Origin of the sequence: Pseudomonas sp. 14P_5.3_Bac1, assembly GCF_025466135.1 — a bacterium.
Taxonomy (GTDB): Bacteria; Pseudomonadota; Gammaproteobacteria; order Pseudomonadales; family Pseudomonadaceae; genus Aquipseudomonas.
On the sequence record NZ_JANLOF010000019.1, the window covers coordinates 1 to 22,057 of the forward strand.

A 22,057-nucleotide genomic window follows, 5' to 3' on the forward strand; every position below is an offset into this window, starting at 1 on the left:
CCCCCCCCCCCCCCCCCCCCCCCCCCCCCCCCCCCCCCCCCCCCCCCCCGCTCCCACATTTGGATCTCTGTGCGTTAGATAGATGGGTGTCGTTTGTACTCGGTCAAATGTGGGCTGGCCTGTCTGCGATGGCATCAACCCGGTGTACCTGACGGACCGAGGTGCCTGTATCGCAGGCAAGCCAGCTCCCACAGAAAAGCAATGCAGTGCGGTGCTGGCAGATGCACTCGGTCAACTTGTGGGAGCGGGCTTGCTCGCGAATGCGGTGTGCCAGTGACACATGAGCTGACTGCCCCACCGCATTCGCGGGCAAGCCCGCTCCCACAGTTGGATCTCTGTGCATTAGATAGATGGGTGTCGTGTGTACTCGGTCAAAGGTGGGAGCTGGCTTGCCTGCGATGGCATCCACTGGGTATGGCTGATGTACCGAGGCACCCGCATCGCGGGCAAGCCAACTCCCACAGAAAAGCCACTAGTGCAGCAACGGACAGGCACTCAAAGCCACCAAACGAAAATGACCATCGCAGCAACCCTCACCCGCCATTTCACTTCAGGCTTTTCTCCAGCCAGGCCTTAAGGTCCTGCACCTCGGTCTCACTGACGGTATGCGGCATGCCCGGATACCCGTGAAACTCCGGCGTCAATCCAAGGCCCACCAGTACCTCATTGGCCTGCGTCGCCGAGGCATACGGCAGTGCCTGGTCGAAAGTGCCGTGGCCGATAAAGATCGCCAATTTGCCCAATGATTCGCTGGGCTTGAGTTCAGCCTTGAGCACCGGCAATACACTGCCACTCAAGGCCGCGATGCCGCGCACCAACGCGGGCTTTCGCAAGCCCACCTCGTACGACATGATCGCGCCCTGGCTGAACCCCACCAGAAATACCCGATCACTTTGCGTGTGGTATTTGGCAGTTGCCTTGCCCACAAAGTCTTCGATCAGCGCGGCGCTGCGTTGCAGGTCGGCGGTTTCGCCATTGTAATCGCCGTCACCCGGCGTCTTGGTAAACCAGCGATAACCCTGTGGGTCCACGGGCATCGGCGCACGTGCCGACAGGTAGGTCCAGGTGGACGGCAGCGCGTCCTTGATGCCAAACAGGTCTTCCTCGTTGCTGCCAAAACCGTGCAGGAAAATCACCAACGGCTGATTGCGCGCATCGCTCTGGGTCTGTTCCAGGTAAGACAGGGGCAAATCGGTGTGCAGCGTGGAGTCGGCGTGGGCGGCGCTGGCCATCAGGGTCAGTGCCAGGGCAAACAGTTTGAGCATGGGAAAGTGACCTCAGGGTTTGCGCAACAAGTAAGTGTCCATGATCCAGCCATTTTCCAGACGCGCCGCCTTGCGCACCTGTTGGATTTGCTCAGCCACTTCACTGACCTTGCCGCTGATGAGGATTTCGTCCGGCGTGCCCAGGTAGGCGCCCCAGTAGATGTCCATGTCCTGATCGGCCACGCTGCGGTAGGAATCTCCGGCGTCGAGCATGACCACCAAGGTGTCCGCATCACTCGCCTGCCCCGCTGCCAACCGGCGCCCGGTGGTGATCTCGATGGAGCGACCGATGCGGTTCAGCGGCACCTTGTGCTGGGCGGCCAGGGCTTGCACGCTGGTGATGCCGGGGATCACTTCGAACTCGAATACGCTGCGGCCACTGGCCAGGATCGCCTGCAGGATGCGGATGGTGCTGTCGTACAGCGCAGGGTCGCCCCAGGCCAGGAACGCGCCCACTTCACCGTCAGCCATCTGCTCATTGATCATGCGCTCGAAGGTCTGCTGCTTGTCGCGATTCAGGTCCTGCACGGCGGTGGTGTAGTCGATATCGCCGCGCACGCGCTCGGGGCAGTCGGCCTCGACGAAACGGTAACCAGGCTCGGTGATGTAGGTTTCGCAGATCTCGCGGCGCAGGTCGATCAGCTTGTCTTTGCTCTGGCCCTTGTCCATCAGGAAAAACACGTCGGTGCGGTTCAGCGCTTTGACGGCCTGCATCGTGATGTAGTCAGGGTTGCCGGCGCCAATGCCGATGATCAGGATGCGTTTCATGGGTTGCTCTCATTGCGGGGCGTGGATTTTGCCATGTTCACGCGCTCAGGCGTGAGTTTCCAGACGCAGGCGCCACACCTTGTTAAAGCGCAGTTCGGTGGCGGACAGCGGCTCGACATCAATCAGGTAGAACATCGAGACAGGGAACTGCAACACGTACAGCATCGCGGCGCGAATCACAAACGGGTGGGTGATAGCCACTACATGCCCGGGTTGGGTTTCGAGACTTTTCATCCAATCAGCGACGCGCACGCAAATCTGCTCCACCGACTCACCGCCGTGAGGCGCGCTGGCGCTGTTGGTCATCCAGTCACTCAATGCATGGCTGTCGAGCTGGGCGATGGCCTGGCCTTTCCAGGCGCCGAAATCACCGTCGCGCAACGCGTCTTCGACCTGCGCGTTATCGCCGAACAAGCCGGCGGTTTGCCGGGTTCTGGCCTCGGGCCCACACACCAGTCGCGGGCTTTTCTTGAAACGACCCGCCAGGGACAGGGCCGCGGGTTGCCACTGCATCGCTACCGATTCGTCATCGGGAAACCGCCCCTGTTTTTGCAACGGCGTGGCGGCATGGCATATCAAGGTCAACCGGGTGGCCTGCATCACAATTCACTCTGTTTCGACGCGCAGTCGGCGTAGACTGGCAAAGTTGTTTCAACATGTTACAACGAACATGAAAGAGGAAGCCGGTTCGAATCCGGCGCGGTCGCGCCACTGTATTCGGCCTTTTAGCCGTAAGCCAGACCCTGTTTCAGCCCAATCGCAATCCATTTCGGGACGCGTCATCCCTGGAGGTTTTCATGGCTAACACTGCTGCAACGAATCCTGATGTGCATTTACCCACCCTGCCCTTGGGCGACATTCTGCCGTGGGCGATCTTCGGCGGCCTGTTGTTGCTGCTGGCGCTCTATTTTGTCGGCGCCGAGCAAGGCGCCACCGCGGTGTTCAAAGGCATGTATGTGCATGAGTTTGTGCACGACGGCCGCCACCTGCTGGGTTTCCCCTGCCATTAACCGATAAGCGAGACACGACATGACAGGGCATTTACTCCTGCGCGGGATGCTGGTGGGCTTGCTCGCCGGCGTGCTGGCTTTCGGCTTCGCCAAGACCTTTGGTGAACCGCAGATCGACAAGGCCATCGCCTTTGAAGACCACATGGCACAGATGCACGGCGATGCGCCGGAAGAGGAACTGGTGAGCCGCGAAGTGCAAAGCACCTTCGGCCTGTTCACCGGCGTGGTGGTGTACAGCGTGTCACTGGGCGGCCTCTTCGCCCTGGTGTTCGCTTACGCCCTGGGGCGCATCGGCAAGGTCGGCCCGCGTGGCCTGGCGGCGCTGCTGGCACTGGCGGCATTTGTGGCAATTACCCTGGTGCCAGGGCTCAAGTACCCGGCCAACCCGCCCTCGGTGGGCGACCCCGAAACCATCGCGCAGCGCACCAGGCTGTTCTTCCTGATGCTGCTGGTGTCAGTGGCGGCCGCGGTGATTGCGATCAACGCCGCGCGCAAGCTGATTGCCCGCCGTGGCGTCTGGGCCGGGGCGATCCTGGGTGTGGCGTTGTACATCGTGATTGTGTCGGTGGCCGGCAGCCTGTTCCCGGTGATCAACGAAGTGCCGGAGGCGTTTTCGGCCGTGCTGCTGTGGAAATTCCGCGTAGCGTCGCTGGGTATCCAGGTGGTGCTGTGGACCACCCTCGGCCTGGTGTTTGGCGCGGTGGCCGAGCGCAAGCTCAGCCAGCCAACAGCGCGTTTCAACCCTTGAACTGAACCCCGGGGCGGGCCAGGTACAACACCTCATAGCCCGTTCCGGGATGCGCCGCATCCAGCGCCTTGCTTGACAAGGTGATGCGCACCAGCCGCCACGCCTGCACATCCAGCGCCAGGCATACCGCAAACGTGTCACCGCTGTCAGCCAACTGCTGATTGCGCCGTTTTTCCTCGGCGACGATCCCCGCCCGATCCGCCCCCGGCACCAGCGGCCACTCCTCTCGGTACAGGCTCAACGCGTGCTGCGCGGGCCCACGCTGCACGTCCAGCGGCAACCAGCTTTCGATGTGCGGACGGCCAAAGCTGTCGAGCACCTTTTGAAAACGCTCGCCCAGTAGAAAGTCGGCGGCCTGCAACGGGTCGGCCCACAGGTACACCGACGCATACACATTGCCCGGCGCCTGCCCACGGGTCTGCGCGATAAACGCCTTGAACAGCAGCCCTTGCGTGTCCTCCCACAATGGTCCCAATTGCGCGGCGCGCCGGCGTATCACGTCCATGTCGTAGTCGGCAGGCAGGCGGTGTGAATACTGTTTGGCAAACATGGCAAAGCTCCTGTGCAAGATGTGGACAGAGCTTGCGCACTGGCGATGATTTCAACAAGATATGGCCGAATATAAGTGCGATAAGGATTGGATATGACTGACGCGCTCAAACCCCTCGACATCGACACCGTGCACGCCTTTGTGCTGGTGGCTGATTTCGCCAGCTTCACCCGCGCCGCCGAGGCGCTCGACACGTCCCAGGCCGCCATCAGCCTGAAGCTCAAGCGCCTGGAAGAACGCCTCGGTTATCGCCTGTTGGTACGCACGCCTCGCCATGTGCAGCTGTCGCCCCAGGGCGAGCGCTTCATCGTGGCCGCGCGTGCCCTGCTCAATGCCCATGAGCGGGCGCTGGCTGACCTGGGCGCCCACGCGCCTCGGCGTTTGGTGATTGGTATCAGCGACCATGTGGCCGGGCCGGACTTGCCCACCTGGCTCAGCCGACTCGCGGCCTACGACCCGCTGGTGATTCTCGAGGTGCGCATCGCCTCGTCCCGCGACCTGGTGGCCGCGTTTGATCGCCATGAACTGGACGCGGTGATCGTGCGCAACGAAGGCGATCGCCAGGACGGCGAAGTGCTGGCCGTGGAACGCTTTGGCTGGTTCGCGGCGCCACACTGGCAACACAGCCCCGACGCACCGCTGCGCATGGCGACCATGGCCGCGCCCTGTGGCGTTCGGCACCTGGCGGTGAGAGCATTGGAGGCCGCGCGTATCGACTGGACCGAAGTGTTTGTCGGCGGTGGCGTAATGGCGGTAGGCGCGGCAGTGAGCGCCGGATTGGGGGTCGCCGCCCTCGCCCACCGCGTGGCCCCGGCCGGGGCGGTGGACGTGAGCGAGCAATACGGCCTGCCCGCATTACCCGTCAGTGAAGTGCTGCTGTATAGCCGGATCAGTGATGCGCGCTCGCGCGAAACGTTGCGCGCGTTGAGTGCAACGTTTCGTGGCGTGCTGCAGCGCTGAGTGTCAGGCTTTTCGGGGTAACGCTGTTGGTCAGTTCTCTCAAGGTCAGGTCTTCCTTGTTGATCAATGATGAGACCTGAAACAGCGTAGCCGGGTTTGCGAAAACCGCAGTCGATCAGGCGGCCGGGGCCAACACGGCCCCCGCCGGCGCCACCATCGGGCTGCCACTGGCGACGAAATCTTCCTTGCGCAGCACCACCAGTGCGATCAACGACACCACACCGGTTGCCACGTAGAAATACCAGGGTGAAGTGATGTCGCCCGTCACCTTGATCAGCCAGGTGGAGATCAGCGGCGCGCTGCCGCCAAACACCGCGACCGGCACGTTGTACGCCACGGCAATCCCGGTGGAGCGGATGCGCGTGGGCAGCAGCTCGCTCATCAGCGCATAGGTCGAGGAGGCATACAGCCCGAACAGGATCGCCACCGCCATCAATGGGGCGAAGAACGACGCGGCAGTGGCGGTTGGCGCCGACTTGAACAGCCAGAACATCGCCAGCGTGGCCAGGGTGCCGATCACCATCAGAAACGGCTTACGTCCGTATTTATCGGTGAACGCGCCGCCAAACGGCATCACGAACGCAGCCGAGAAACTCGCGACGAACACATAGAGCAGCGTGGTGCCGCTGTCGAACTTGAGGATCTTGGCCATGTAGGTCGAGGCGAAGGTCAGCACCAGGTAAAAGATCGAGCTGTGCAAGGTGATGATGAAAAACACCAGGGCAATCGCGCGCTTCCACTGCCAGACTTCGCGCAGCGGTGCACGGGAAGTCTGCCCGGCGCGCTGCAAGGCGAGAAACTCCGGGCTGTCTTCCAGCTTGAGGCGGATGTACATGGAGATAAAACCCAACGGTGCGGCGATCAGGAACGGCACGCGCCAGGCCCATTCCTGCATCACCTCGGCGCCCAGGATCCAGGTCATGCCGTTGGCCACGGCGCCGCCCAGCAGCAGGCCGAGCACGGCGGTGACCATCAGCCAGCACGTGGCAAAGCCGCGTCGGCCGGGGCCGGCGTATTCGGAGATAAAGCTGGTCACTGTGCCGATCTCGCCGCCCGCCGAGAAACCCTGCACGCAGCGCACCAGAATCAGCAGCATCGGCGCAGCAATGCCAAGCGTTGCATAAGTGGGCAACAGGCCGAGCATGACGGTGGAGCCGGTCATCATCACCAGCGCCATGATCAGGGTTTTGCGGCGGCCGATCTTGTCCGCCAGCGGACCGAAGAACAGCCCGCCCAGAGGCCGGATGAAAAAGCTCAGGGCAAACGCCGCGAAGCTGGCCAACAGGCTGGTGGTGGGGTCATCGGAGACGAAAAATGCCTGGCCGATGTACACGGCGAGAAAGCCGTAGACGCCGTAGTCGTACCACTCGATCAAGTGACCGGAAGTGGCACCGAGAAACGCACGGCGCCGCTTGCGGACCGTGTCTTGCACTTGATTGCCCATCAAAGGGACTCCTTGTCTGATGTTCTGTCCATGAAAAACGGGTCTAGGGAAGCGCGGCGATACTCGCTGCTTTCAGCCACTGCCGCAAGTCGGTCTTGAGGATTTTGCCGTAACTGTTCTTTGGCAATTCGCCGGGAAACAGGTACTTCCTGGGTTTCTTGAACGAGGCCATGCGCGCCACGAACCAGGCCGTCAGCTCGGCTTCATCGAGCGGTTGCCCGCTGCGCGTCACCACAAACGCCACCACCGATTCGCCCCATTGCGCATCCGGTTCTCCCACGACGCACACCTCGAACACCTCGGGATGTTGCGCCAGCACTTCCTCGACTTCACGCGGGTACACGTTGCTGCCGCCGCTGATGATCACGTCCTTGGAACGGTCCGTCAGGGTCAGGTAACCCGCCGCGTCGAGAAAGCCGACGTCACCGGTCAACAGCCAGCCCTCGACCAGGGTCTGACGCGATGCCTCGGGGTTGCGCCAGTAGCCTTGCATCACCGTGGCACCGCGCACGGCGATTTCGCCGCGCTCGCCCGTCGGCACCGGCTGGTGCTGTGCGTCGAGAATGCGGATTTCAACGCACGATTGCGCATGGCCGACGGAGGCGGCCAGCGTGGCCCAGTCTACGCGTTGGCGGTCGGCGATCAGCGCGCGAGGCAGCACGCTGATGGTCATCGGGCTCTCGCCCTGCCCGTAGATTTGCACCAGCCGCGGGCCGAAGGTGTCGACGGCCTCACACAGATCGGCCAGGTACATCGGGCCGCCACCGTAAACGATGGTTTTGATGCCTTCGCCGCGATAGCCCTGGCGCCGCGCCTGTTCGACCATGCGCTTGACCATGGTCGGCGCCGCAAACAGTGAAACGTTGCCCAGCTCGGCCGCCAGGCCAAACAGCTCGGCGGCGTCGAAACCGTGGGAAGCCGGCACCACATGCCGCGCGCCGCAGCGCACATGAATGAAGTTGTAGAGCCCGGCGCCATGGGACATTGGCGCGGCATACAGCACTGCGTCATCGGCGCTGACCGGATCCACGTCTGTGGGGTAACACAACGACATCGCCATCAGGTTGCCATGGGACAGCATCACGCCCTTGGAGCGCCCGGTGGTGCCGGAGGTGTAAAACAGCCAGGCAAGGTCCTGGTCCTGGCGGGGCTCCGGCTGCGCCAGGGTCGGCCAGCCACGCGTCGGCGGCAGCGTGTGGCCGTCCAGTTCCTTGCAGTACTGAGGCAAGTCGCGCGACGCCGAAAATACCCGGCCGCCGTCGGTAAAGATCAGGCGCGCCTGGGCGTTATCGGAGATCCACGCCGCCTCAGCCGGGTGCAATTTGGCGTTGATCGGAACAGCCACTGCGCCCAGCCACCAGATGGCGTAGAGCACTTCCAGGTAGTCGCAGCTGTTCTTCATCAGCACGGCGACCGCGTCACCGGCGACCACGCCGTGCTGGTCCACCAAGTGCGCGGCGCGCTGGCGAACATGCGCAGCAAAGGTCGCGTAGTCGGCCACTTGCCGCGTGCCTTCGAACAATGCCGGTCGCTGCGGGTCGCGGCGCTGGGTGTCGTGCAACCAGTTGGCAATGTTCATGGGTCAGTACCGGCGCGCATGCAGGACCGAGGCGTAGTTGGCCACTGCCATGCCGCCCATGTTGAACACCAGGCCAAACTCCGGGTTGGGCACCGCCAGGCCAATCGGTTCGCCGGTCAATTGGCGGAACGCCAAGGCGTGCATCGATACGCCGGTGGCACCCACCGGATGCCCCTTGGCCTTGAGCCCACCCGAGAGGTTCACCGGCAGCCGCCCGCCGGCGCGCACCACGCCACTGTCGAGCACGCGATGGCCCTCGCCCTTGGGCGCCAGGCCCATGGCTTCGTAGATCAGCAGTTCGGCGATGGTGAAGCAGTCGTGCACCTCGGCGAAACTCAGGTCGGCCAGGGTGATATTCGCCCCGCGCAGCGCCGAGTGGATGGCCCGTTGCGGGCCTTCAAACGCCAGGATGTCGCGCTGGGCAATGGGCAAGCAGTCGTTGACCTGGGTCATCGCACGAATCTGCACGTCTCGACGAAACGCGCGCGCTCGCTTGGGTGAGGCCAGGATGATCGCGGCGGCGCCGTCGCTGATCAACGAGCAATCGGTCAGGCGCAGTGACTCGGCCACAAACGGGTTGCTCTTGGACACGTTGTTGCAGTGTTCGAAATCCATCACCCGGTGCATTTGCGCAAGCGGGTTGGCCATGGCATTGGTGTGGTTCTTGGTGGCGATGGCGGCCATCGAGCCCAGCGGGCAGTGGTAGCGCTCGGTGTATTGGCGCGCCGCACGGCCGAACAGCTGCGGGAAACTCAAGCCGGCTTCGGTCGGGTCGTTCTGATAACCGGCGCCGGCCAGGGCCTGGGTGACCTCGGCGGTGGACGTGTGGGTCATCTTCTCGGCGCCGACCACCAGCACCAGGTCGGCGCTGCCGGAGAGGATCGCGTTGACCCCGGCCTGAATCGCCGCCGAGCCGGACGCACAGGCGTTTTCACACCGCGTGGCGGGTTTGAAGCGCAGGCCCGGGTCGGCCTGCAACAGCAAGGAGCTGGCAAACCCGTCAGGCACCAACCCCGAGTTGAAGTGCCCCAGGAACAACGCATCGATTTGCGACGCATCAATGGCCGCATCGGCCAGGGCTTCGCGGGTAACCTGCACGATCAGGTCTTCAAGGGTGGTGCCTTCCAGGCGACCAAAACGCGAATGACCGGCGGCAACAATGGAGACGCAATCAGCTGGCATAATCAATTTCTTCTATTTTTGATGCGGACATTTACCTACAATGACGCACCGCTGAGCGCTCGCCAATTCGTGTAACTACTTACATGGATAAGTAGCCCGGTGAGAAAAGCAACGAGGCAGGATGCCCAATGAACGCGTTTACCCAGCAACTTCAAGATATCGAACGCCTGGCGTTCCAGCTCTCCCCCGCCCCGCAACTGGTCACGCGCAACCGCGTGATGGTCGATTGCAATGAGGCCTTCCTGCAGTTGTTCGGCTATTCGCGCGACGAATTGGTCAACCAACTGACCCTGTTGATCTACCCGTCCCAGGCCGATTATCACGCCATCGGCAAGCGTAGCCACGACTGGCTGCTGGAGAGCGAGAACGGCTTCTACTCCGATGAACGCTTCATGCAGCACAAAAGCGGCGAGGTGTTCTGGGCCAAGTCCCACGGCTACACCCTCACGCCCAGAGACCCGTTCAAGCTGATGATCTGGCATTTCGAGCGCCTGGACCGCACGCACCAAGGCACCGGCGACCTGACGCCACGGGAGCGGGAAATCGCCATGCACATCGTCAACGGTCTCAAATCCAAGGAGATCGCCCAGCGCCTGGCGATTTCTCACCGTACGGTGGAAGTGCACAGGGCACGACTGATGAAGAAACTTGAGGTGAAAAACATCGTGGAGCTGGTGTCAAAAATGATTTTCGTCGGCGGGCGCGCCTGGTTATAGCCAACCATTACAAACCCCGGTCCCACGCTAGCTACGCTGAGAGTGCTCAAAAGGAGCTTTCCCACGCAGTTACGTTTAAAGGACTAATGATATGGCGCACTCCGATCGTTCTTCGCCCGCCACCCAACCTCGCAAGACTCCGCCAGCCGTCGAGGGCAGCGGTTCAAACCTGCTCACCCTGGACAATGCCGGCCCCGTGCAAATGGGCTTCTGGGTGCCCAACCGCGTGTGGGCCACCGCCAACTTCCTGGTGCCACTGCGCGACTACATCGACAGCATGAAAAAGGCCGGCACCCTCGCGCCGATGCAACCGCAACTGGTGGAATTCAAAAACTGGGTGACCACCCACAGCGTGTACCGCATGTGGGTCATGTCGCTGATCGAGCAGTCCAATGCGTTCGTGCTGACCCTGGCGCCGCACACTCGCGACCAGATCAAGACCCAGGACGGCGACGTCGTGTGGATCAAGGACTACGACAGTTTCTTCGAGATCCTCAACGAAATTGTCACCACCTCGTCCTCGTTCAACGACACGGCCCAGGTAGGCACGCCCATGAATGCCTTCCTGGCGATTTCCATGGCCACCGAAGCCGGTGTTGCGCTGTTCCATGACGCCACCTTCAATGGGCAATTCAAGAACGTGCTCAACACCTGGAACGCCTACCTCAAAAGCCCGCAGTCACTGGACAAACTCGACATCAACAACCCGGAAAAACCCGGCTCGTGGATCTCCAAGGCCGCCTGGGCAGCCGGTGTATGGGACCAGATGGAATGCGACCCGAAAAAGCCCGGCTACGGCTACGATTCCTGGAACGCGTTTTTCATCCGCAAGTTCGTGCCCGGCGCCCGGCCGTTCCAGGGCGACGCGCAGACGCAGGTCGATATCGGTTGCGAAACCACGCCGTGGGCGTACCAGAACAACATCGCCTTCGAAAGCGACTTCTGGATCAAGGACGTCAACTACTCACTGCTGGACTTGTTCGCCGGCCAACGTGACTGGGCCAAGCACTTTGAAGGTGGGCAGCTGTATCAGGGTTTCCTCTCCGCCACCCACTACCACCGCTGGAACGCGCCGCTGGACGGCACCCTGCTGCGTTCGTGGGTGCAACCTGGCACCTACTTCGCCCAACGCCCGGCGCAGAAAGAAGGCCCAGGCACGTGGGAAGGCACCGAGTCGCAACCCTACTTGGGCCATGTGGCCGCGCGCGCCATTTTCATCTTCGAACACCCCACCTGCGGGTACGTGGCGCTGATCTGCATTGGCATGGTTGAAGTGTCGACCTGCATCATCGAACCGGAGTTTATTGTCGACGAAGGCAGCAAGCCGGTGAAGATCACACGCGGCACTGAAATCGGTCACTTCGAGTTCGGCGGCTCGACTCACATGATGGTGTTCCAGCGTGACCGCGTACGCCTTGAAGAGTGGGCCGTGAATGCCGTGCTGCACCGTCAGTCGCCCAAACCGACGCCCATGGGCAGCGTGATTGCAACGGCGCTCGACACCCAGAAACCCAAGTGATCCCACGCGGTGATCGCGCCTTACGGCGTGTTCCAGACCCTGAACGGCCCGTTGAACCTGGCGCCGATCACCCCGGCCATGTGGGGCAAGCTGTGTGTGCTGCTGGACCTGCCCGAGCTGCCGAACGACCCGCGCTTTGCCAACAATGAAGCGCTTTCAACGCACCGCGATGCGTTGAAAGCGCTGCTGGAGAGCCGGTAACCCCAGCCAGCGCAATGCCCTGAGCGCGCAACTGCTCGACAGCCTGGACGAAAGCCTGGTCGCCCTCGCCGCCCAGCGCGTCGGCATGGTGATCCTCGGCGCCGACGTCGGCCAGAGCGTATGGAGCGCCGCCCACCGGTATTTGAAGGGCGTTGACGGAATTTTCATATTTGGCTGTCTATGATGCGCCCCTTCGTTGGGGAGTAACCGGCTTCTGACCCGCTCAGAAGCGTTCGTATCAACATATTCGGCAACCTGCCGTGGTACGAACACCGTTGAGGTTGGTGAGACCAGCGACACATCCATGCCTAAAGTCGGGCGTGTGGTTGTGTCGTTGACTCATACAGCCCGACTGGAAGCCTCACCGTGAACCCCATTTCCCTGATTTTTCTCGCCCTGGCCATGTCCACGGACGCCTTTGCGGCGGCCATCGGCAAAGGCTCCAGCCTGCACAAACCACGTCTGATCGAAGCACTGCGCGCCGGCCTGATCTTTGGTGTGATCGAAGCCATCACGCCGATGATCGGCTGGGCCATCGGCCATGCAGCCACGCGTTGGGTGGAGGACTGGGATCACTGGATCGCCTTTACCCTGCTGGTCGCACTGGGCTTGCACATGATCTACAACGGGCTCAAGGCGGACGATGAGGAGGCGGAAAAGCCGACCCAGCATTCCTTCATGATCCTGGCCATTACCGCCTTTGCGACCAGCATTGATGCGATGGCCGTCGGCGTGGGCCTGGCCTTTATCGATGTGAATATTCTGGTGGCGTCGGCAGCCATCGGCCTGGCGACCATGACCATGGTAACCATCGGCATGATGCTCGGTCGGGTGCTGGGCACGGTGGTGGGCAAGCGCGCCGAAATGGTCGGCGGCGTGGTGTTGATGCTGGTGGGTGCGACGATTCTCTACGAGCACTTGTCGGCTTAACGGCTCGCACTCAACAAATGTGGGAGCGGGCTTGCCCGCGAAGGCGATGGATCAGTCGATGACTCTGTTGACTGTCAATGCGCTTTCGCGAGCAAGCCCGCTCCCACCGTAGGTCTGCAGCGTTTCAAGCCGCGTGACTTTCCTTCTTCAAGCTCTCCATATCAATCACGAAGCGATACTTCACATCGCCCTTGAGCATCCGCTCGTACGCCTCGTTGATGCCCTGGATGTCGATCATCTCGATGTCCGAGACAATCTTGTGCTTGGCGCAGAAGTCCAGCATGTCCTGGGTTTCCTGGATGCCACCAATCAACGAGCCGGCCAGGCTGCGGCGTTTGAAGATCAGGTTGAACACCGTCGGCGACGGATGCGGGCTGTCGGGTGCGCCGACCAGCGTCATGGTGCCATCGCGCTTGAGCAGATTGAGGAACGCATCGAGGTCGTGCGGCGCGGCAACGGTGTTGAGGATGAAGTCCAGGCTGTTGACGACCTTGGCCATCTCGTCCGGGTTCTTCGACACCACCACTTGGTCGGCCCCCAGGCGCAGGCCGTCTTCGCGCTTGTTCGGCGAGGTGGTGAACAGCGTGACATGCGCGCCCATGGCATGCGCGATCTTCACCGCCATATGCCCTAGCCCGCCGAGGCCGACGACCCCGACTTTTTTGCCGGGCCCCACCTTCCAGTGGTGCAGCGGCGAGTAAGTGGTGATGCCGGCGCACAGCAGCGGCGCCACGGCCGCCAGGTTCGAATCATCGTGGGAGATGCGCAGCACGAACTTCTCCTTGACCACGATATTGTCCGAGTAGCCGCCAAAGGTATTTTCGCCGCCGAACACCGGGCCATTGTAGGTGCCGGTAAAGCCGTTCTCGCAGTATTGCTCCTCGCCCTCGGCGCAGGATGCGCAGTGCTGGCAGCTGTCGACCATACAACCGACACCGGCCAGGTCACCGACCTTGAATTTTTTCACGTTGGCACCGACGGCCGTGACGCGGCCGACGATTTCATGGCCGGGCACCGACGGGTACAAGGTGTTGTGCCATTCGTTACGCGCGGTGTGCAAGTCGGAGTGGCACACGCCGCAATAGAGAATATCGATCTGGACGTCGTCCGACCCCGGCGCGCGGCGCTCGAAGGTAAAAGGCTTGAGTGCATCCTTGGAATCCCGAGCGGCGTAGCTGTAAGTCTTGGCCATTTGGTTCACCTGTTGAACTGACGGTAGAGGTCAGTGGACCAACGCAGACGCGCAAGCGTTCAACCGAGCACATCCGTACAAGCCCCTGGGCCGGTTTAACGCGATAGTGAGACTGAGCTTTTGCCCCCTGACCCCAAGGAGTTTTCCATGAGCACATTCGTTGCCAAAGACGGTACCCAGATCTATTTCAAGGATTGGGGCAGCGGTAAGCCCGTGCTGTTCAGCCACGGCTGGCCACTGGACGCCGACATGTGGGAATACCAGATGGAATACCTGAGCAGCCGTGGCTTTCGCACCATCGCCTTCGACCGCCGGGGCTTTGGCCGCTCGGACCAACCGTGGACCGGTAACGACTACGACACTTTCGCCGACGATATCGCCCAACTGATCGAACACCTGGACCTCAAGGAGGTGACCCTGGTGGGCTTCTCGATGGGCGGCGGCGATGTGGCGCGCTACATCGCGCGCCACGGCAACTCGCGTTTGGCCGGCCTCGTACTGCTGGGCGCCGTCACGCCGATCTTCGGCCAAAAACCGGATTACCCGCAGGGCGTGCCTACCGCGGTGTTTGATGGCATCAAGGCCGGGCTGCTGAAGGATCGCGCGCAATTTATCAGCGACTTCAATGCCTCGTTCTATGGCATCAACAAGGGCCAGAAAGTCTCCCAGGGCGTGCTGACGCAGACCTTGCAGGTCGCGTTGCTGGCGTCGCTTAAATCGACCGTGGATTGTGTCACCGTGTTCTCCGAGACCGACTTCCGCCCGGACATGGCCAAGATCGAGGTGCCCACCCTGGTGATCCACGGTGACGGCGACCAGGTCGTACCGTTCGAAACCACCGGTAAAATCGCGGCCGAGATGATCAAGGGCGCGCAGCTGAAGGTGTACAAGGATGCGCCGCACGGTTTTGCCGCCACCCACACCCAGCAGTTGAACGAAGACTTGTTGGCGTTCCTCAATCGCTGAAGCGAGTGAATCACCCTCTCCTTATTTTGCCGGGCTTGCCCGGCTTTTTTTTCGACAGGTGCTGACCCTGGGTATGATGCGGCTGAACCGGCGACTGCCCGACGCGGTCCCAACTCATACGCTCATCGTTGCAGGTAATCGCACATGTCACTGCCAAAAGAAATGACCCTGATCGAAATCACCGCCCCTGGCGGCCCCGAGGTCCTGCAACCGCGCCGGGCCGACGTGCCTGTGGCAGGGCCCGGTGAAATCCTGATTCGCGTGCACGCGGCCGGCGTCAACCGCCCGGATGCGTTGCAGCGCGCCGGCAAGTACCCGATGAAACCTGGCATGAGCCCCATTCCAGGCTTGGAAGTGGCGGGTGAAGTGGTTGCATTGGGCGAAGGTGTCAGCGAGTACGCGCTGGGTGACAAAGTGTGTGCCCTGACCAACGGCGGTGGGTATGCACAATTTTGCGCGGTGCCAGCCAGCCAGGCCTTGCCGATTCCGGATGGCATGGACTGGATTCAAGCCGCCGCCGTGCCGGAAACCTTCTTCACCGTCTGGGCCAACCTGTTTGGCCTGGGTGATGCTCATACCGGCCAGAGCGTGCTGATCCACGGCGGCACCAGCGGCATCGGTACCACCGCGTTGATGCTGTGCCGCGAATACGGTATCCAGGCGTTCGCCACCGCCGGCAGCGCCGACAAATGTGCGGCGATCGCCAAGCTGGGCGCCGAGCCGATCAACTACCGCGAGCAGGACTTCGTCGAGGTCATCGCGCAGAAGACCGACAACAAGGGCGTGAATGTGATCCTCGACATCATGGGCGCCTCGTACCTGAACAATAACCTCAAGTCCCTGGCCATGGACGGGCACCTGGTGATGCTCGGCTTCCTCGGCGGCGGCAAGGCCAATGACGTCGACCTGCTGACCATCCTCGGCAAGCGCGCCGTGATCACCGGCTCATTGCTGCGCGCACGCACCAAGGACGAAAAGGCTGCCATTGCCGAACAACTGCGCGAATACGTGTGGCCGGTGCTGTCCGCCGGACGCTGCCTGCCGATGATCGACAAGGTGTACGAATACACCGACGCCGCCCAGGCCCATGCGCGGATGGAAGGCGGCGATCACATTGGCAAGATTGTGTTGCGCGTGGAATGACGCTCATCCGCCCCGCTGAAGATCAACGCTGGCAGCTGTAGAGCCCCAGCGAGGCTGCGATGGCGGCGGCACGGTCACCCTGTTGTTGCCTGCCCCACCGCCTTCGCCGCCGCGCCACTGCTCGACGGCCCCGACAACCGATCTGCGCCGGGGCATCGACTAGTTACTCGGCGAACGCCGGGTAATCGGTATAGCCCTGTTCCGAGCCGCCGTACATGCCCTGCGCCCGCAACGGGTTCAGCGGCCAGCCGTTGAACAGTCGCTGCGGCAGGTCCGGGTTGGCAATGAACGGACGGCCGAAGGCAATCAAGTCTGCCAGCCCCGCCTCCACCAGTTTTGCCCCACGCTCAGCGGTATAGCGACCGGCGTAGATGATGCGCCCGCTGAACGTGCTGCGCACCGCCTGACGGAAGGTTTCGGGCAGGTCGGGAGCGTTGTCCCAGTCAGCCTCGGCGATAGACACATAGGCAATGCCCGATGCCTCCAGCACCTTGATCGCTTCAATGTAGGTGTGGTGCGGATCTTCCTCGACCAGGCCGATGTACACGCGGTCCTGATCCGTGCCGCTGAACAGCGGAGAAAAACGCACACCCAGGCGCTGCGGGCCGACCACGGCGGTCACGGCCTCGACGATCTCGCGCAGAAAGCGCAGGCGGTTGTGCAGCGAGCCGCCGTATTCGTCATCACGCTGGTTGGCGTGGGCCGAGATGAACTGGTTGACCAAGTAACCATTGGCGGCGTGGATTTCCACCCCATCAAAACCGGCGTCCAACGCATTGCGCGCCGCCTGCGCGTAGTGCCCTACCAGTTCTTCAATTTCCAGACTGCTCAACGCACGCGGCACGGGCGGCTGCATCAGCTCGCCGACACCAGGCCCGGTTTCGATAAAGGCTTTTGCCTGCTCCGCCGCAATGGCCGACGGCGCGACCGGTGCGGCGCCCTCCGGTTGCAGCGCGTTATGGGACACACGCCCCACATGCCACAGCTGGGCGAAGATCACGCCGCCTTCGGCATGCACGGCGTCGGTGACTTTGCGCCAGCCGTCGATCTGCGCCGGGCTGTAGATACCCGGCGTCCAGGCGTAGCCCTGGCCGCGCGGTTCGATCTGCGTGCCTTCGCTGACCATGAAACCGGCCGTGGCGCGCTGGCGGTAATACTCGGCCATCAGGTCGGTGGCGATATCGCCGGGTTGCGCGCTGCGTTGACGCGTCAGAGGCGGCAAGACAACACGGTTATTGAGCGTGTGATGGCCCAGTTTTACCGGGGTATTTAAATGATGAGTCATGTGAAATTTCCAAATTCAGGGCGAGCAAAAGCATTGGCGGCTCCAAGGAGCCGCCAATCAATAACGCGTGTGGTTAATTCAGGCGGTGAGTGTGAGCAGGGCCTTGGCCACAGCACTGGAGCTGGCAGGGTTCTGCCCGGTCACCAGCAAGCCGTCTTCGAGCACAAAGGACTGCCAATCAGCGCCCTTTTCATAGTGGCCGCCGAGCGCCTTGAAATCATCTTCAATCAGGAACGGCACCACATCGGTCAGGCCAACCGCAGCTTCTTCAGCGTTGGAAAAACCGGTAACACGACGGCCCTTGACCAGCGGCTCGCCATTCACGGCCTTGACATGACGCAAAGCGCCCGGCGCATGGCAGACAAAACCGATCGGCTTGCCGGCACGCTCAAACGCTTCGATCAGTGCGATCGACGTTTGCGATTCGGCCAAGTCCCACAGCGGGCCATGGCCGCCTGGGTAGAACACGGTGTCGAAGTCGTCGGCGTTGACCGTGTCCAGCTTGACGGTGCTGGCCAGGGCCTGTTGGGCCGCCGGGTCGCCAGCAAAGCGACGGGTTTGCTCGGTCTGTGCATCCGGCTGATCGCTGACCGGGTCCAGCGGTGGCTGGCCGCCGGCCGGGGATGCCAGCACCAGTTCGGCACCCGCGTCTTTGAAGGTGTAATAGGGCGCCGCAAATTCTTCGAGCCAGAAGCCGGTTTTACGACCGGTATTGCCAAGCTGGTCGTGAGAGGTCAGTACCATTAATACTTTCATTTTCCAGTGCCTCGATCGATGGTTTCAGTAGGTGTATGCATCAGCAGGTTCAGGGCAACCCAATAACTGTCGGGTCAGCAGCAGCGCCTCGTCAAAAGGCGCGGATGTTCGGGTGATCTTGCTCATGACGCTGGTCCCCAACCACAGCGCGTACAAGCGCCGAGCCAGGCTTTCGGGGTGTTGCTGAACCGCCAGCGAGCCGTCCTGGATGCCGTGCTGCAAGGCCTCGGCCAGCAAGGCGATGGTGCGAGTGGTGCCGCGCTGCAGGGACAAACGCATTGGCTCTGAAAGGTCTGACACCTCGGCACCGAGTTTGACGGCAAGGCATTTGCCCGCGTCGGTGCAGCCGGTCTGGTTGTCGATCCAGGTGTGCCAATAGCGCATCAACCTGGCGGCCCAGGGCAGCCCGGGTTGCTGGAACAGTTGCTCCATGCCTTTGAGGTATTGGTCGAAATAGGTGTCGAGCAAGACCACGCCGAATGCATCTTTGGAATGGAAGTAGTGATAAAACGACCCTTTGGGTACATCGGCGGCTTGAAGTATTTCGTTCAACCCCACGGCAGAAAATCCTTTGCGGCTCACAATCAATTGCGCCGTATCCAGAATGGTCTGCCTCGTACTGTTAGTCGCGTTAGTCATCATTCATCTCGTCCCGATTAGACCAGTCGTCTAGTTCGTTGAGGGGATGTTAGGCGTCGAGAAAAACTTCAACAATGTCATATCCGCAAGGATTTCGGACATGGCACAAAGTCGGTTGCCGTTTGCCTGGCACCCGCCGACAATCCCCTCTCCCACGCCCCTTGGAGAATGACGATGCACAGCGTTGCGCTGATGGTTTACCCGAATTTCCAGTCCCTGAGCCTCAGCCTGGGTTCGGTGTTCGAGTGCGCGAACCTGCTGCGCGGTGAACCGGCTTATGAGTTTCATCTGGTCTCGGAGAGCGGAGGCGCCGTCATGACCTCCCAGGGTTTTTCGGTGAATACCAGCCCGATTCGGCCACAGGGTTATGACACGCTGATCGTCAGCGGCTACCTGGAATTTCGCCTGCCCGAGGCCAACCTGCTGGAAGTGGTCAAAGCCGCCTCTGCGCAGTCGCGGCGCGTGGCCTCGCTGTGCATGGGCATTTTCGTGCTGGCCGAAGCGGGTTTGCTCGAAGGCAAGCGCACCACCACCCACTGGATTCACGCGCCGGCGTTTCGCAAGCGCTACCCGGATATTCAGCTCGAAGAAGACAAACTGTTCGTGGTTGACGGCCAGGTCTGGACCGGCGCCGGCATGAGCGCCGGCGTGGACCTGGCGTTGGCCATGGTGGAAGCCGACCTGGGCAGCGACCTCGCCCGGCGTATCGCCCGCAAGCTGGTGATTGCCCAGCGCCGCGGCAGTGAGCAATCGCAATTGTCGGCGTTACTGGAACTGGACCCCAAGTCCGACCGCGTGCAACTGGCCCTGGCCTATGCCCGCGAAAACCTGACCCACGACCTGTCGGTGGAAGCCCTGGCCGAGGTGGCTCGGCTGAGCCCGCGCCAATTCAGCCGGGTGTTCCGCGAAGAAACCGGGCAGACGCCGGCCAAGGCCATCGAGTCGCTGCGGGTGGAAGCTGCCCGGGCGATGATGGAAACCAGCCGTCACCCGGTCGAAGTGGTGGCCCGCGAAACCGGCTTCGGTGACCGCGAGCGCATGCGCCAGGCATTTCTGCGCGCGTTCGGGCAACCGCCGCAGGCGATGCAGCAAGTGTTGTTCAACGCGGGAGCCTAGCGGCAGTGATAAGGGTTTTGGCTGTTGGGTTGTTTACCCGTACCCAGGCCACGGCGGGTCACCGTGCCCTTCGGATATTCAGGCAAAAAGCGCTGCGAATAGAGTAGATGCCACGGCCTTGGCCTGTGCCATTCAGGGCGAAACCGGCCGACGAGTCCAAGTGCCGCCGTGCCCGGCTAAGTTCAACATCGTGTTTAGTGCAGCGCGGCCCGCGTAATCAAATAACTGACCAACTGCGGATCGTCATCCAGCTCAAGCATCTGCACCGGGCGCGGCAGGTCATCGAGCACCGCGCGCCAGAACGCCTGGGACACTTCATCCTGATCGTAGAACCGCACCAGCCAATTGGTCTCGCCACTGCGCAGCACTTGGGTGGCGATAGCGCGGCCAATGCCTTTGCGGCGGTAGCGCTTGAGGATGAACAGGTCGGCCAGTTCCAGTGCGTCGATGCCCGGCAGCTCGCTGCCTTCGATCAGCAGGAAGCCGGCGATGTAGCCATCCACCAGCAGCAGGTTGGCGCTCCATTGCGGGTCTTGCCAGTAGCGGGTCAGGTGCTCGTCATGGATATAGAAACGGCCATCCGACTCCACATCTTCCTGCTCCCAGTCTGACGACTCATAGGCATAGTACTGGTAAAGATTACGGATCAGCTCAGACGCATCGGGGCCGGTCTGGATCAATTCGACGGTGGTTTCAGGCATTGGGCTCTCGGTGAAAATACGCAAAGCCCCATTGTTCACAAAAGTGATACACACGCCAATACATTGCATAACCTTTCTGTTTGCTGAACCGATTGCGGATTTGCTACTCCGCGTCCAATATCCTGAAACATTTAGAATAAACTTCGCCTACTGCTTCTTCTAAAGCCCCTTTTTTCAAGGACACGTATTGTGACAAACGTCTGTTCCGCCGGCCTGGATGTGGGCTTTGCCTCTCTGGACTACCTGCAGATCTTCATCCTGGGCGTCATCCAGGGCATTACCGAGCTATTGCCGGTGTCGTCCACAGCCCACATGCGAGTGGTGCCCGCCCTGCTCGGCTGGCAAGACCCGGGTTCGGCGTTTTCCGCAGCCATGCAGTTGGCGGCGCTGGCGGCGGTGGTCAGTTACTTCTGGCGTGACGTGCGCCAGGTGACCACCGGCAGCATCAGTGCAGTGCGCCGGGGCGACTACAACGACCGGTGGTTCAAACTGGCCGTGGCGATTGTGTTGGCCACTATCCCGATTGGGATTGCCGGCCTGGCGCTGTCTTCGACCCTGAATACCTGCAACTCTCCGCTACGCGGCCTGATGGTGATCGGGATTGCCTGCGTGGTGATGGCGGTATTGCTGGCAGTGGCCGAAGTGCGCGCGCGCCACACCCGTGAAATGAGCGAAATGCGCCTGCGCGATGCGCTGATTGTCGGTATCGCGCAGATTGGCGCGCTGATTCCTGGGGTGTCGCGCTCCGGTTCGACACTCACCGCCGCGCTGTTCCTGAACTTCAAGCGTGAAGAAGCTGCGCGCTTTTCCTTCCTGCTGGGCCTGCCGGCCATCGCCCTCGCCGGCTTGAAAGAACTGTGGGTGCTGCTGCACGCCGACATGCCCGCCCATGCCTGGTCGCACTTGATCTTCGGGCTGGTGGTCGCCAGCGTCTCGGCGTTCTTCGCCATCTGGGGCCTGATGAAGTTTCTGGAGCGGTTCTCCACCTGGCCGTTCGTGATCTACCGCGCACTGCTGGGGATTTTCCTGATCGTGGCGGTCAGCACCGGCTTTTTAAGTTAAACCGTGCGGAGCCAAGCCCCAGGCTGGCGGTCCGTACAAAAAAAAGCCTCAAAGTAACCAAAGGGCTCTTGCCCCACCACTCGGCACCTCGCTTGGGCTCGGGGTGCCCTCACGCAGGCTTTGGAGCGTGGGCCGCCTAAGATCAAAATCAAAAGCAAAGCACGGCGGCCTAGTAGCCGACTTGAGCGGTAGAAGCAAAACCGAGGCGGCCTGACAGCCGACCTGATTCTGGAAGCTGAACTCAATCAAATGTGGGAGCTGGCTTGCCTGCGATGGCATCAGCTGGGTGTCACTGATACACCGAGGTGTCTGCATCGCAGGCAAG

Annotated in this window: 23 protein-coding genes and 1 riboswitch; of the genes, 11 read left to right on the forward strand and 12 right to left on the reverse strand. The window is 61.7% G+C overall.

What is annotated here, in order from left to right; genetic code table 11:
* Positions 1–545 precede the first annotated feature (545 nt).
* From NTD89_RS04505 to NTD89_RS04515, 3 genes are read right to left on the reverse strand one after another with little or no spacing between them, the layout of a single operon-like run.
* Entirely contained in the window at positions 546–1,265 is a 720-nt protein-coding gene (locus NTD89_RS04505; RefSeq protein WP_262206576.1) for an alpha/beta hydrolase, read from the reverse strand.
* A gap of 12 nt (positions 1,266–1,277) precedes the next feature.
* Positions 1,278–2,033: a precorrin-6A synthase (deacetylating) gene (gene cobF / locus NTD89_RS04510; RefSeq protein WP_262206577.1), complete on the reverse strand. Its 756-nt coding sequence runs from the start codon at positions 2,031–2,033 to the stop codon at positions 1,278–1,280.
* 45 nt (positions 2,034–2,078) lie between these two features.
* The gene (locus NTD89_RS04515) at positions 2,079–2,633 is read right to left on the reverse strand and encodes a histidine phosphatase family protein (RefSeq protein WP_262206590.1); all 555 of its coding nucleotides are present in this window, start codon (positions 2,631–2,633) and stop codon (positions 2,079–2,081) included.
* Positions 2,634–2,671: 38 nt separating this feature from the next.
* Positions 2,672–2,796, forward strand: a riboswitch (cobalamin riboswitch).
* 34 nt (positions 2,797–2,830) lie between these two features.
* On the opposite strand from NTD89_RS04515, the gene NTD89_RS04520 reads away from it, so the two are divergent.
* Together NTD89_RS04520 and NTD89_RS04525 are read left to right on the forward strand one after the other, a co-directional pair.
* The gene (locus tag NTD89_RS04520) at positions 2,831–3,043 is read left to right on the forward strand and encodes a CbtB-domain containing protein (protein ID WP_145164912.1); all 213 of its coding nucleotides are present in this window, start codon (positions 2,831–2,833) and stop codon (positions 3,041–3,043) included.
* 19 nt (positions 3,044–3,062) lie between these two features.
* The gene (locus NTD89_RS04525; RefSeq protein WP_262206578.1) at positions 3,063–3,791 is read left to right on the forward strand and encodes a CbtA family protein; all 729 of its coding nucleotides are present in this window, start codon (positions 3,063–3,065) and stop codon (positions 3,789–3,791) included.
* Here the strand turns inward: NTD89_RS04525 and NTD89_RS04530 are convergent.
* A complete protein-coding gene (locus NTD89_RS04530) occupies positions 3,781–4,341 on the reverse strand; it encodes a DUF4865 family protein (RefSeq protein WP_262206579.1) in 561 nt (186 codons plus the stop codon). The two genes, NTD89_RS04525 and NTD89_RS04530, sit on opposite strands and share 11 nt — an antisense overlap.
* 93 nt (positions 4,342–4,434) lie before the next feature.
* Here NTD89_RS04530 and NTD89_RS04535 point away from each other — a divergent pair, with 93 nt between their 5' ends.
* Positions 4,435–5,301, forward strand: a complete 867-nt coding sequence (locus NTD89_RS04535) for a LysR family transcriptional regulator (RefSeq protein WP_262206580.1) — start codon at positions 4,435–4,437, stop codon at positions 5,299–5,301.
* Positions 5,302–5,416: 115 nt separating this feature from the next.
* Here NTD89_RS04535 and NTD89_RS04540 read toward each other — a convergent pair whose 3' ends face one another.
* From NTD89_RS04540 to NTD89_RS04550, 3 genes are read right to left on the reverse strand one after another with little or no spacing between them, the layout of a single operon-like run.
* Positions 5,417–6,745: an MFS transporter gene (locus NTD89_RS04540; protein ID WP_262206581.1), complete on the reverse strand. Its 1,329-nt coding sequence runs from the start codon at positions 6,743–6,745 to the stop codon at positions 5,417–5,419.
* A 43-nt stretch (positions 6,746–6,788) separates the two neighbouring features.
* Positions 6,789–8,324, reverse strand: coding sequence for a class I adenylate-forming enzyme family protein (locus tag NTD89_RS04545; RefSeq protein ID WP_262206582.1), 1,536 nt, complete (start codon positions 8,322–8,324; stop codon positions 6,789–6,791).
* Between the two features lie 3 nt (positions 8,325–8,327).
* Positions 8,328–9,506: an acetyl-CoA acetyltransferase gene (locus NTD89_RS04550; RefSeq protein WP_262206583.1), complete on the reverse strand. Its 1,179-nt coding sequence runs from the start codon at positions 9,504–9,506 to the stop codon at positions 8,328–8,330.
* A gap of 128 nt (positions 9,507–9,634) precedes the next feature.
* On the opposite strand from NTD89_RS04550, the gene NTD89_RS04555 reads away from it, so the two are divergent.
* The 4 genes from NTD89_RS04555 to mntP all read left to right on the forward strand — a co-directional run bounded on the left by NTD89_RS04555 (position 9,635) and on the right by mntP (position 12,872).
* Positions 9,635–10,222: a LuxR C-terminal-related transcriptional regulator gene (locus NTD89_RS04555; protein WP_119736077.1), complete on the forward strand. Its 588-nt coding sequence runs from the start codon at positions 9,635–9,637 to the stop codon at positions 10,220–10,222.
* Positions 10,223–10,313: 91 nt separating this feature from the next.
* Entirely contained in the window at positions 10,314–11,741 is a 1,428-nt protein-coding gene (locus NTD89_RS04560; RefSeq protein WP_262206584.1) for a phosphatidylserine decarboxylase family protein, read from the forward strand.
* Between the two features lie 9 nt (positions 11,742–11,750).
* On the forward strand, positions 11,751–11,942 hold the full coding sequence (locus tag NTD89_RS04565) for a CoA transferase (RefSeq protein WP_262206585.1): 192 nt from the start codon (positions 11,751–11,753) through the stop codon (positions 11,940–11,942).
* Between the two features lie 366 nt (positions 11,943–12,308).
* Positions 12,309–12,872, forward strand: a complete 564-nt coding sequence (gene mntP, locus NTD89_RS04570; RefSeq protein ID WP_145164895.1) for a manganese efflux pump MntP — start codon at positions 12,309–12,311, stop codon at positions 12,870–12,872.
* 124 nt (positions 12,873–12,996) lie between these two features.
* On the opposite strand, the gene NTD89_RS04575 is transcribed toward mntP, so the two are convergent.
* Positions 12,997–14,064: an NAD(P)-dependent alcohol dehydrogenase gene (locus NTD89_RS04575; protein WP_145164893.1), complete on the reverse strand. Its 1,068-nt coding sequence runs from the start codon at positions 14,062–14,064 to the stop codon at positions 12,997–12,999.
* 147 nt (positions 14,065–14,211) lie between these two features.
* Here NTD89_RS04575 and NTD89_RS04580 point away from each other — a divergent pair, with 147 nt between their 5' ends.
* Both NTD89_RS04580 and NTD89_RS04585 read left to right on the forward strand, forming a co-directional pair.
* On the forward strand, positions 14,212–15,030 hold the full coding sequence (locus NTD89_RS04580) for an alpha/beta fold hydrolase (protein ID WP_262206586.1): 819 nt from the start codon (positions 14,212–14,214) through the stop codon (positions 15,028–15,030).
* 144 nt (positions 15,031–15,174) lie between these two features.
* Positions 15,175–16,173: an NAD(P)H-quinone oxidoreductase gene (locus NTD89_RS04585; protein WP_262206587.1), complete on the forward strand. Its 999-nt coding sequence runs from the start codon at positions 15,175–15,177 to the stop codon at positions 16,171–16,173.
* Between the two features lie 163 nt (positions 16,174–16,336).
* Here NTD89_RS04585 and NTD89_RS04590 read toward each other — a convergent pair whose 3' ends face one another.
* The 3 genes from NTD89_RS04590 to NTD89_RS04600 all read right to left on the reverse strand — a co-directional run bounded on the left by NTD89_RS04590 (position 16,337) and on the right by NTD89_RS04600 (position 18,853).
* Complete coding sequence (locus tag NTD89_RS04590) at positions 16,337–17,458, reverse strand: alkene reductase (RefSeq protein ID WP_262206588.1); 1,122 nt, start codon at positions 17,456–17,458, stop codon at positions 16,337–16,339.
* 78 nt (positions 17,459–17,536) lie between these two features.
* A complete protein-coding gene (locus tag NTD89_RS04595; protein ID WP_145164885.1) occupies positions 17,537–18,214 on the reverse strand; it encodes a type 1 glutamine amidotransferase domain-containing protein in 678 nt (225 codons plus the stop codon).
* A gap of 24 nt (positions 18,215–18,238) precedes the next feature.
* Entirely contained in the window at positions 18,239–18,853 is a 615-nt protein-coding gene (locus tag NTD89_RS04600) for a TetR/AcrR family transcriptional regulator (RefSeq protein WP_262206589.1), read from the reverse strand.
* Positions 18,854–19,027: 174 nt separating this feature from the next.
* Between NTD89_RS04600 and NTD89_RS04605 the strand changes: the two genes are divergently transcribed.
* Complete coding sequence (locus NTD89_RS04605) at positions 19,028–19,969, forward strand: GlxA family transcriptional regulator (protein ID WP_145164881.1); 942 nt, start codon at positions 19,028–19,030, stop codon at positions 19,967–19,969.
* Positions 19,970–20,163: 194 nt separating this feature from the next.
* Here the strand turns inward: NTD89_RS04605 and NTD89_RS04610 are convergent, their stop codons facing one another.
* The gene (locus NTD89_RS04610; RefSeq protein WP_242198507.1) at positions 20,164–20,670 is read right to left on the reverse strand and encodes a GNAT family N-acetyltransferase; all 507 of its coding nucleotides are present in this window, start codon (positions 20,668–20,670) and stop codon (positions 20,164–20,166) included.
* A 189-nt stretch (positions 20,671–20,859) separates the two neighbouring features.
* On the opposite strand from NTD89_RS04610, the gene NTD89_RS04615 reads away from it, so the two are divergent.
* Positions 20,860–21,732: an undecaprenyl-diphosphate phosphatase gene (locus NTD89_RS04615; RefSeq protein WP_106579591.1), complete on the forward strand. Its 873-nt coding sequence runs from the start codon at positions 20,860–20,862 to the stop codon at positions 21,730–21,732.
* Positions 21,733–22,057 lie beyond the last annotated feature (325 nt).

Bases quoted from the DNA above. Each gene is read 5' to 3' on its own strand.
- NTD89_RS04590 (WP_262206588.1), bottom strand. From the start codon at position 17,458: ATGACTCATCATTTAAATACCCCGGTAAAACTGGGCCATCACACGCTC.
- NTD89_RS04555 (WP_119736077.1), top strand. From the start codon at position 9,635: ATGAACGCGTTTACCCAGCAACTTCAAGATATCGAACGCCTGGCGTTC.
- NTD89_RS04585 (WP_262206587.1), top strand. From the start codon at position 15,175: ATGTCACTGCCAAAAGAAATGACCCTGATCGAAATCACCGCCCCTGGC.
- NTD89_RS04535 (WP_262206580.1), top strand. From the start codon at position 4,435: ATGACTGACGCGCTCAAACCCCTCGACATCGACACCGTGCACGCCTTT.
- NTD89_RS04580 (WP_262206586.1), top strand. From the start codon at position 14,212: ATGAGCACATTCGTTGCCAAAGACGGTACCCAGATCTATTTCAAGGAT.
- NTD89_RS04545 (WP_262206582.1), bottom strand. From the start codon at position 8,324: ATGAACATTGCCAACTGGTTGCACGACACCCAGCGCCGCGACCCGCAG.
- NTD89_RS04540 (WP_262206581.1), bottom strand. From the start codon at position 6,745: ATGGGCAATCAAGTGCAAGACACGGTCCGCAAGCGGCGCCGTGCGTTT.
- NTD89_RS04605 (WP_145164881.1), top strand. From the start codon at position 19,028: ATGCACAGCGTTGCGCTGATGGTTTACCCGAATTTCCAGTCCCTGAGC.
- NTD89_RS04525 (WP_262206578.1), top strand. From the start codon at position 3,063: ATGACAGGGCATTTACTCCTGCGCGGGATGCTGGTGGGCTTGCTCGCC.
- NTD89_RS04530 (WP_262206579.1), bottom strand. From the start codon at position 4,341: ATGTTTGCCAAACAGTATTCACACCGCCTGCCTGCCGACTACGACATG.
- NTD89_RS04575 (WP_145164893.1), bottom strand. From the start codon at position 14,064: ATGGCCAAGACTTACAGCTACGCCGCTCGGGATTCCAAGGATGCACTC.
- NTD89_RS04610 (WP_242198507.1), bottom strand. From the start codon at position 20,670: ATGCCTGAAACCACCGTCGAATTGATCCAGACCGGCCCCGATGCGTCT.
- NTD89_RS04550 (WP_262206583.1), bottom strand. From the start codon at position 9,506: ATGCCAGCTGATTGCGTCTCCATTGTTGCCGCCGGTCATTCGCGTTTT.
- NTD89_RS04600 (WP_262206589.1), bottom strand. From the start codon at position 18,853: ATGACTAACGCGACTAACAGTACGAGGCAGACCATTCTGGATACGGCG.
- NTD89_RS04505 (WP_262206576.1), bottom strand. From the start codon at position 1,265: ATGCTCAAACTGTTTGCCCTGGCACTGACCCTGATGGCCAGCGCCGCC.
- NTD89_RS04520 (WP_145164912.1), top strand. From the start codon at position 2,831: ATGGCTAACACTGCTGCAACGAATCCTGATGTGCATTTACCCACCCTG.
- NTD89_RS04595 (WP_145164885.1), bottom strand. From the start codon at position 18,214: ATGAAAGTATTAATGGTACTGACCTCTCACGACCAGCTTGGCAATACC.
- NTD89_RS04560 (WP_262206584.1), top strand. From the start codon at position 10,314: ATGGCGCACTCCGATCGTTCTTCGCCCGCCACCCAACCTCGCAAGACT.
- cobF (WP_262206577.1), bottom strand. From the start codon at position 2,033: ATGAAACGCATCCTGATCATCGGCATTGGCGCCGGCAACCCTGACTAC.
- NTD89_RS04515 (WP_262206590.1), bottom strand. From the start codon at position 2,633: ATGCAGGCCACCCGGTTGACCTTGATATGCCATGCCGCCACGCCGTTG.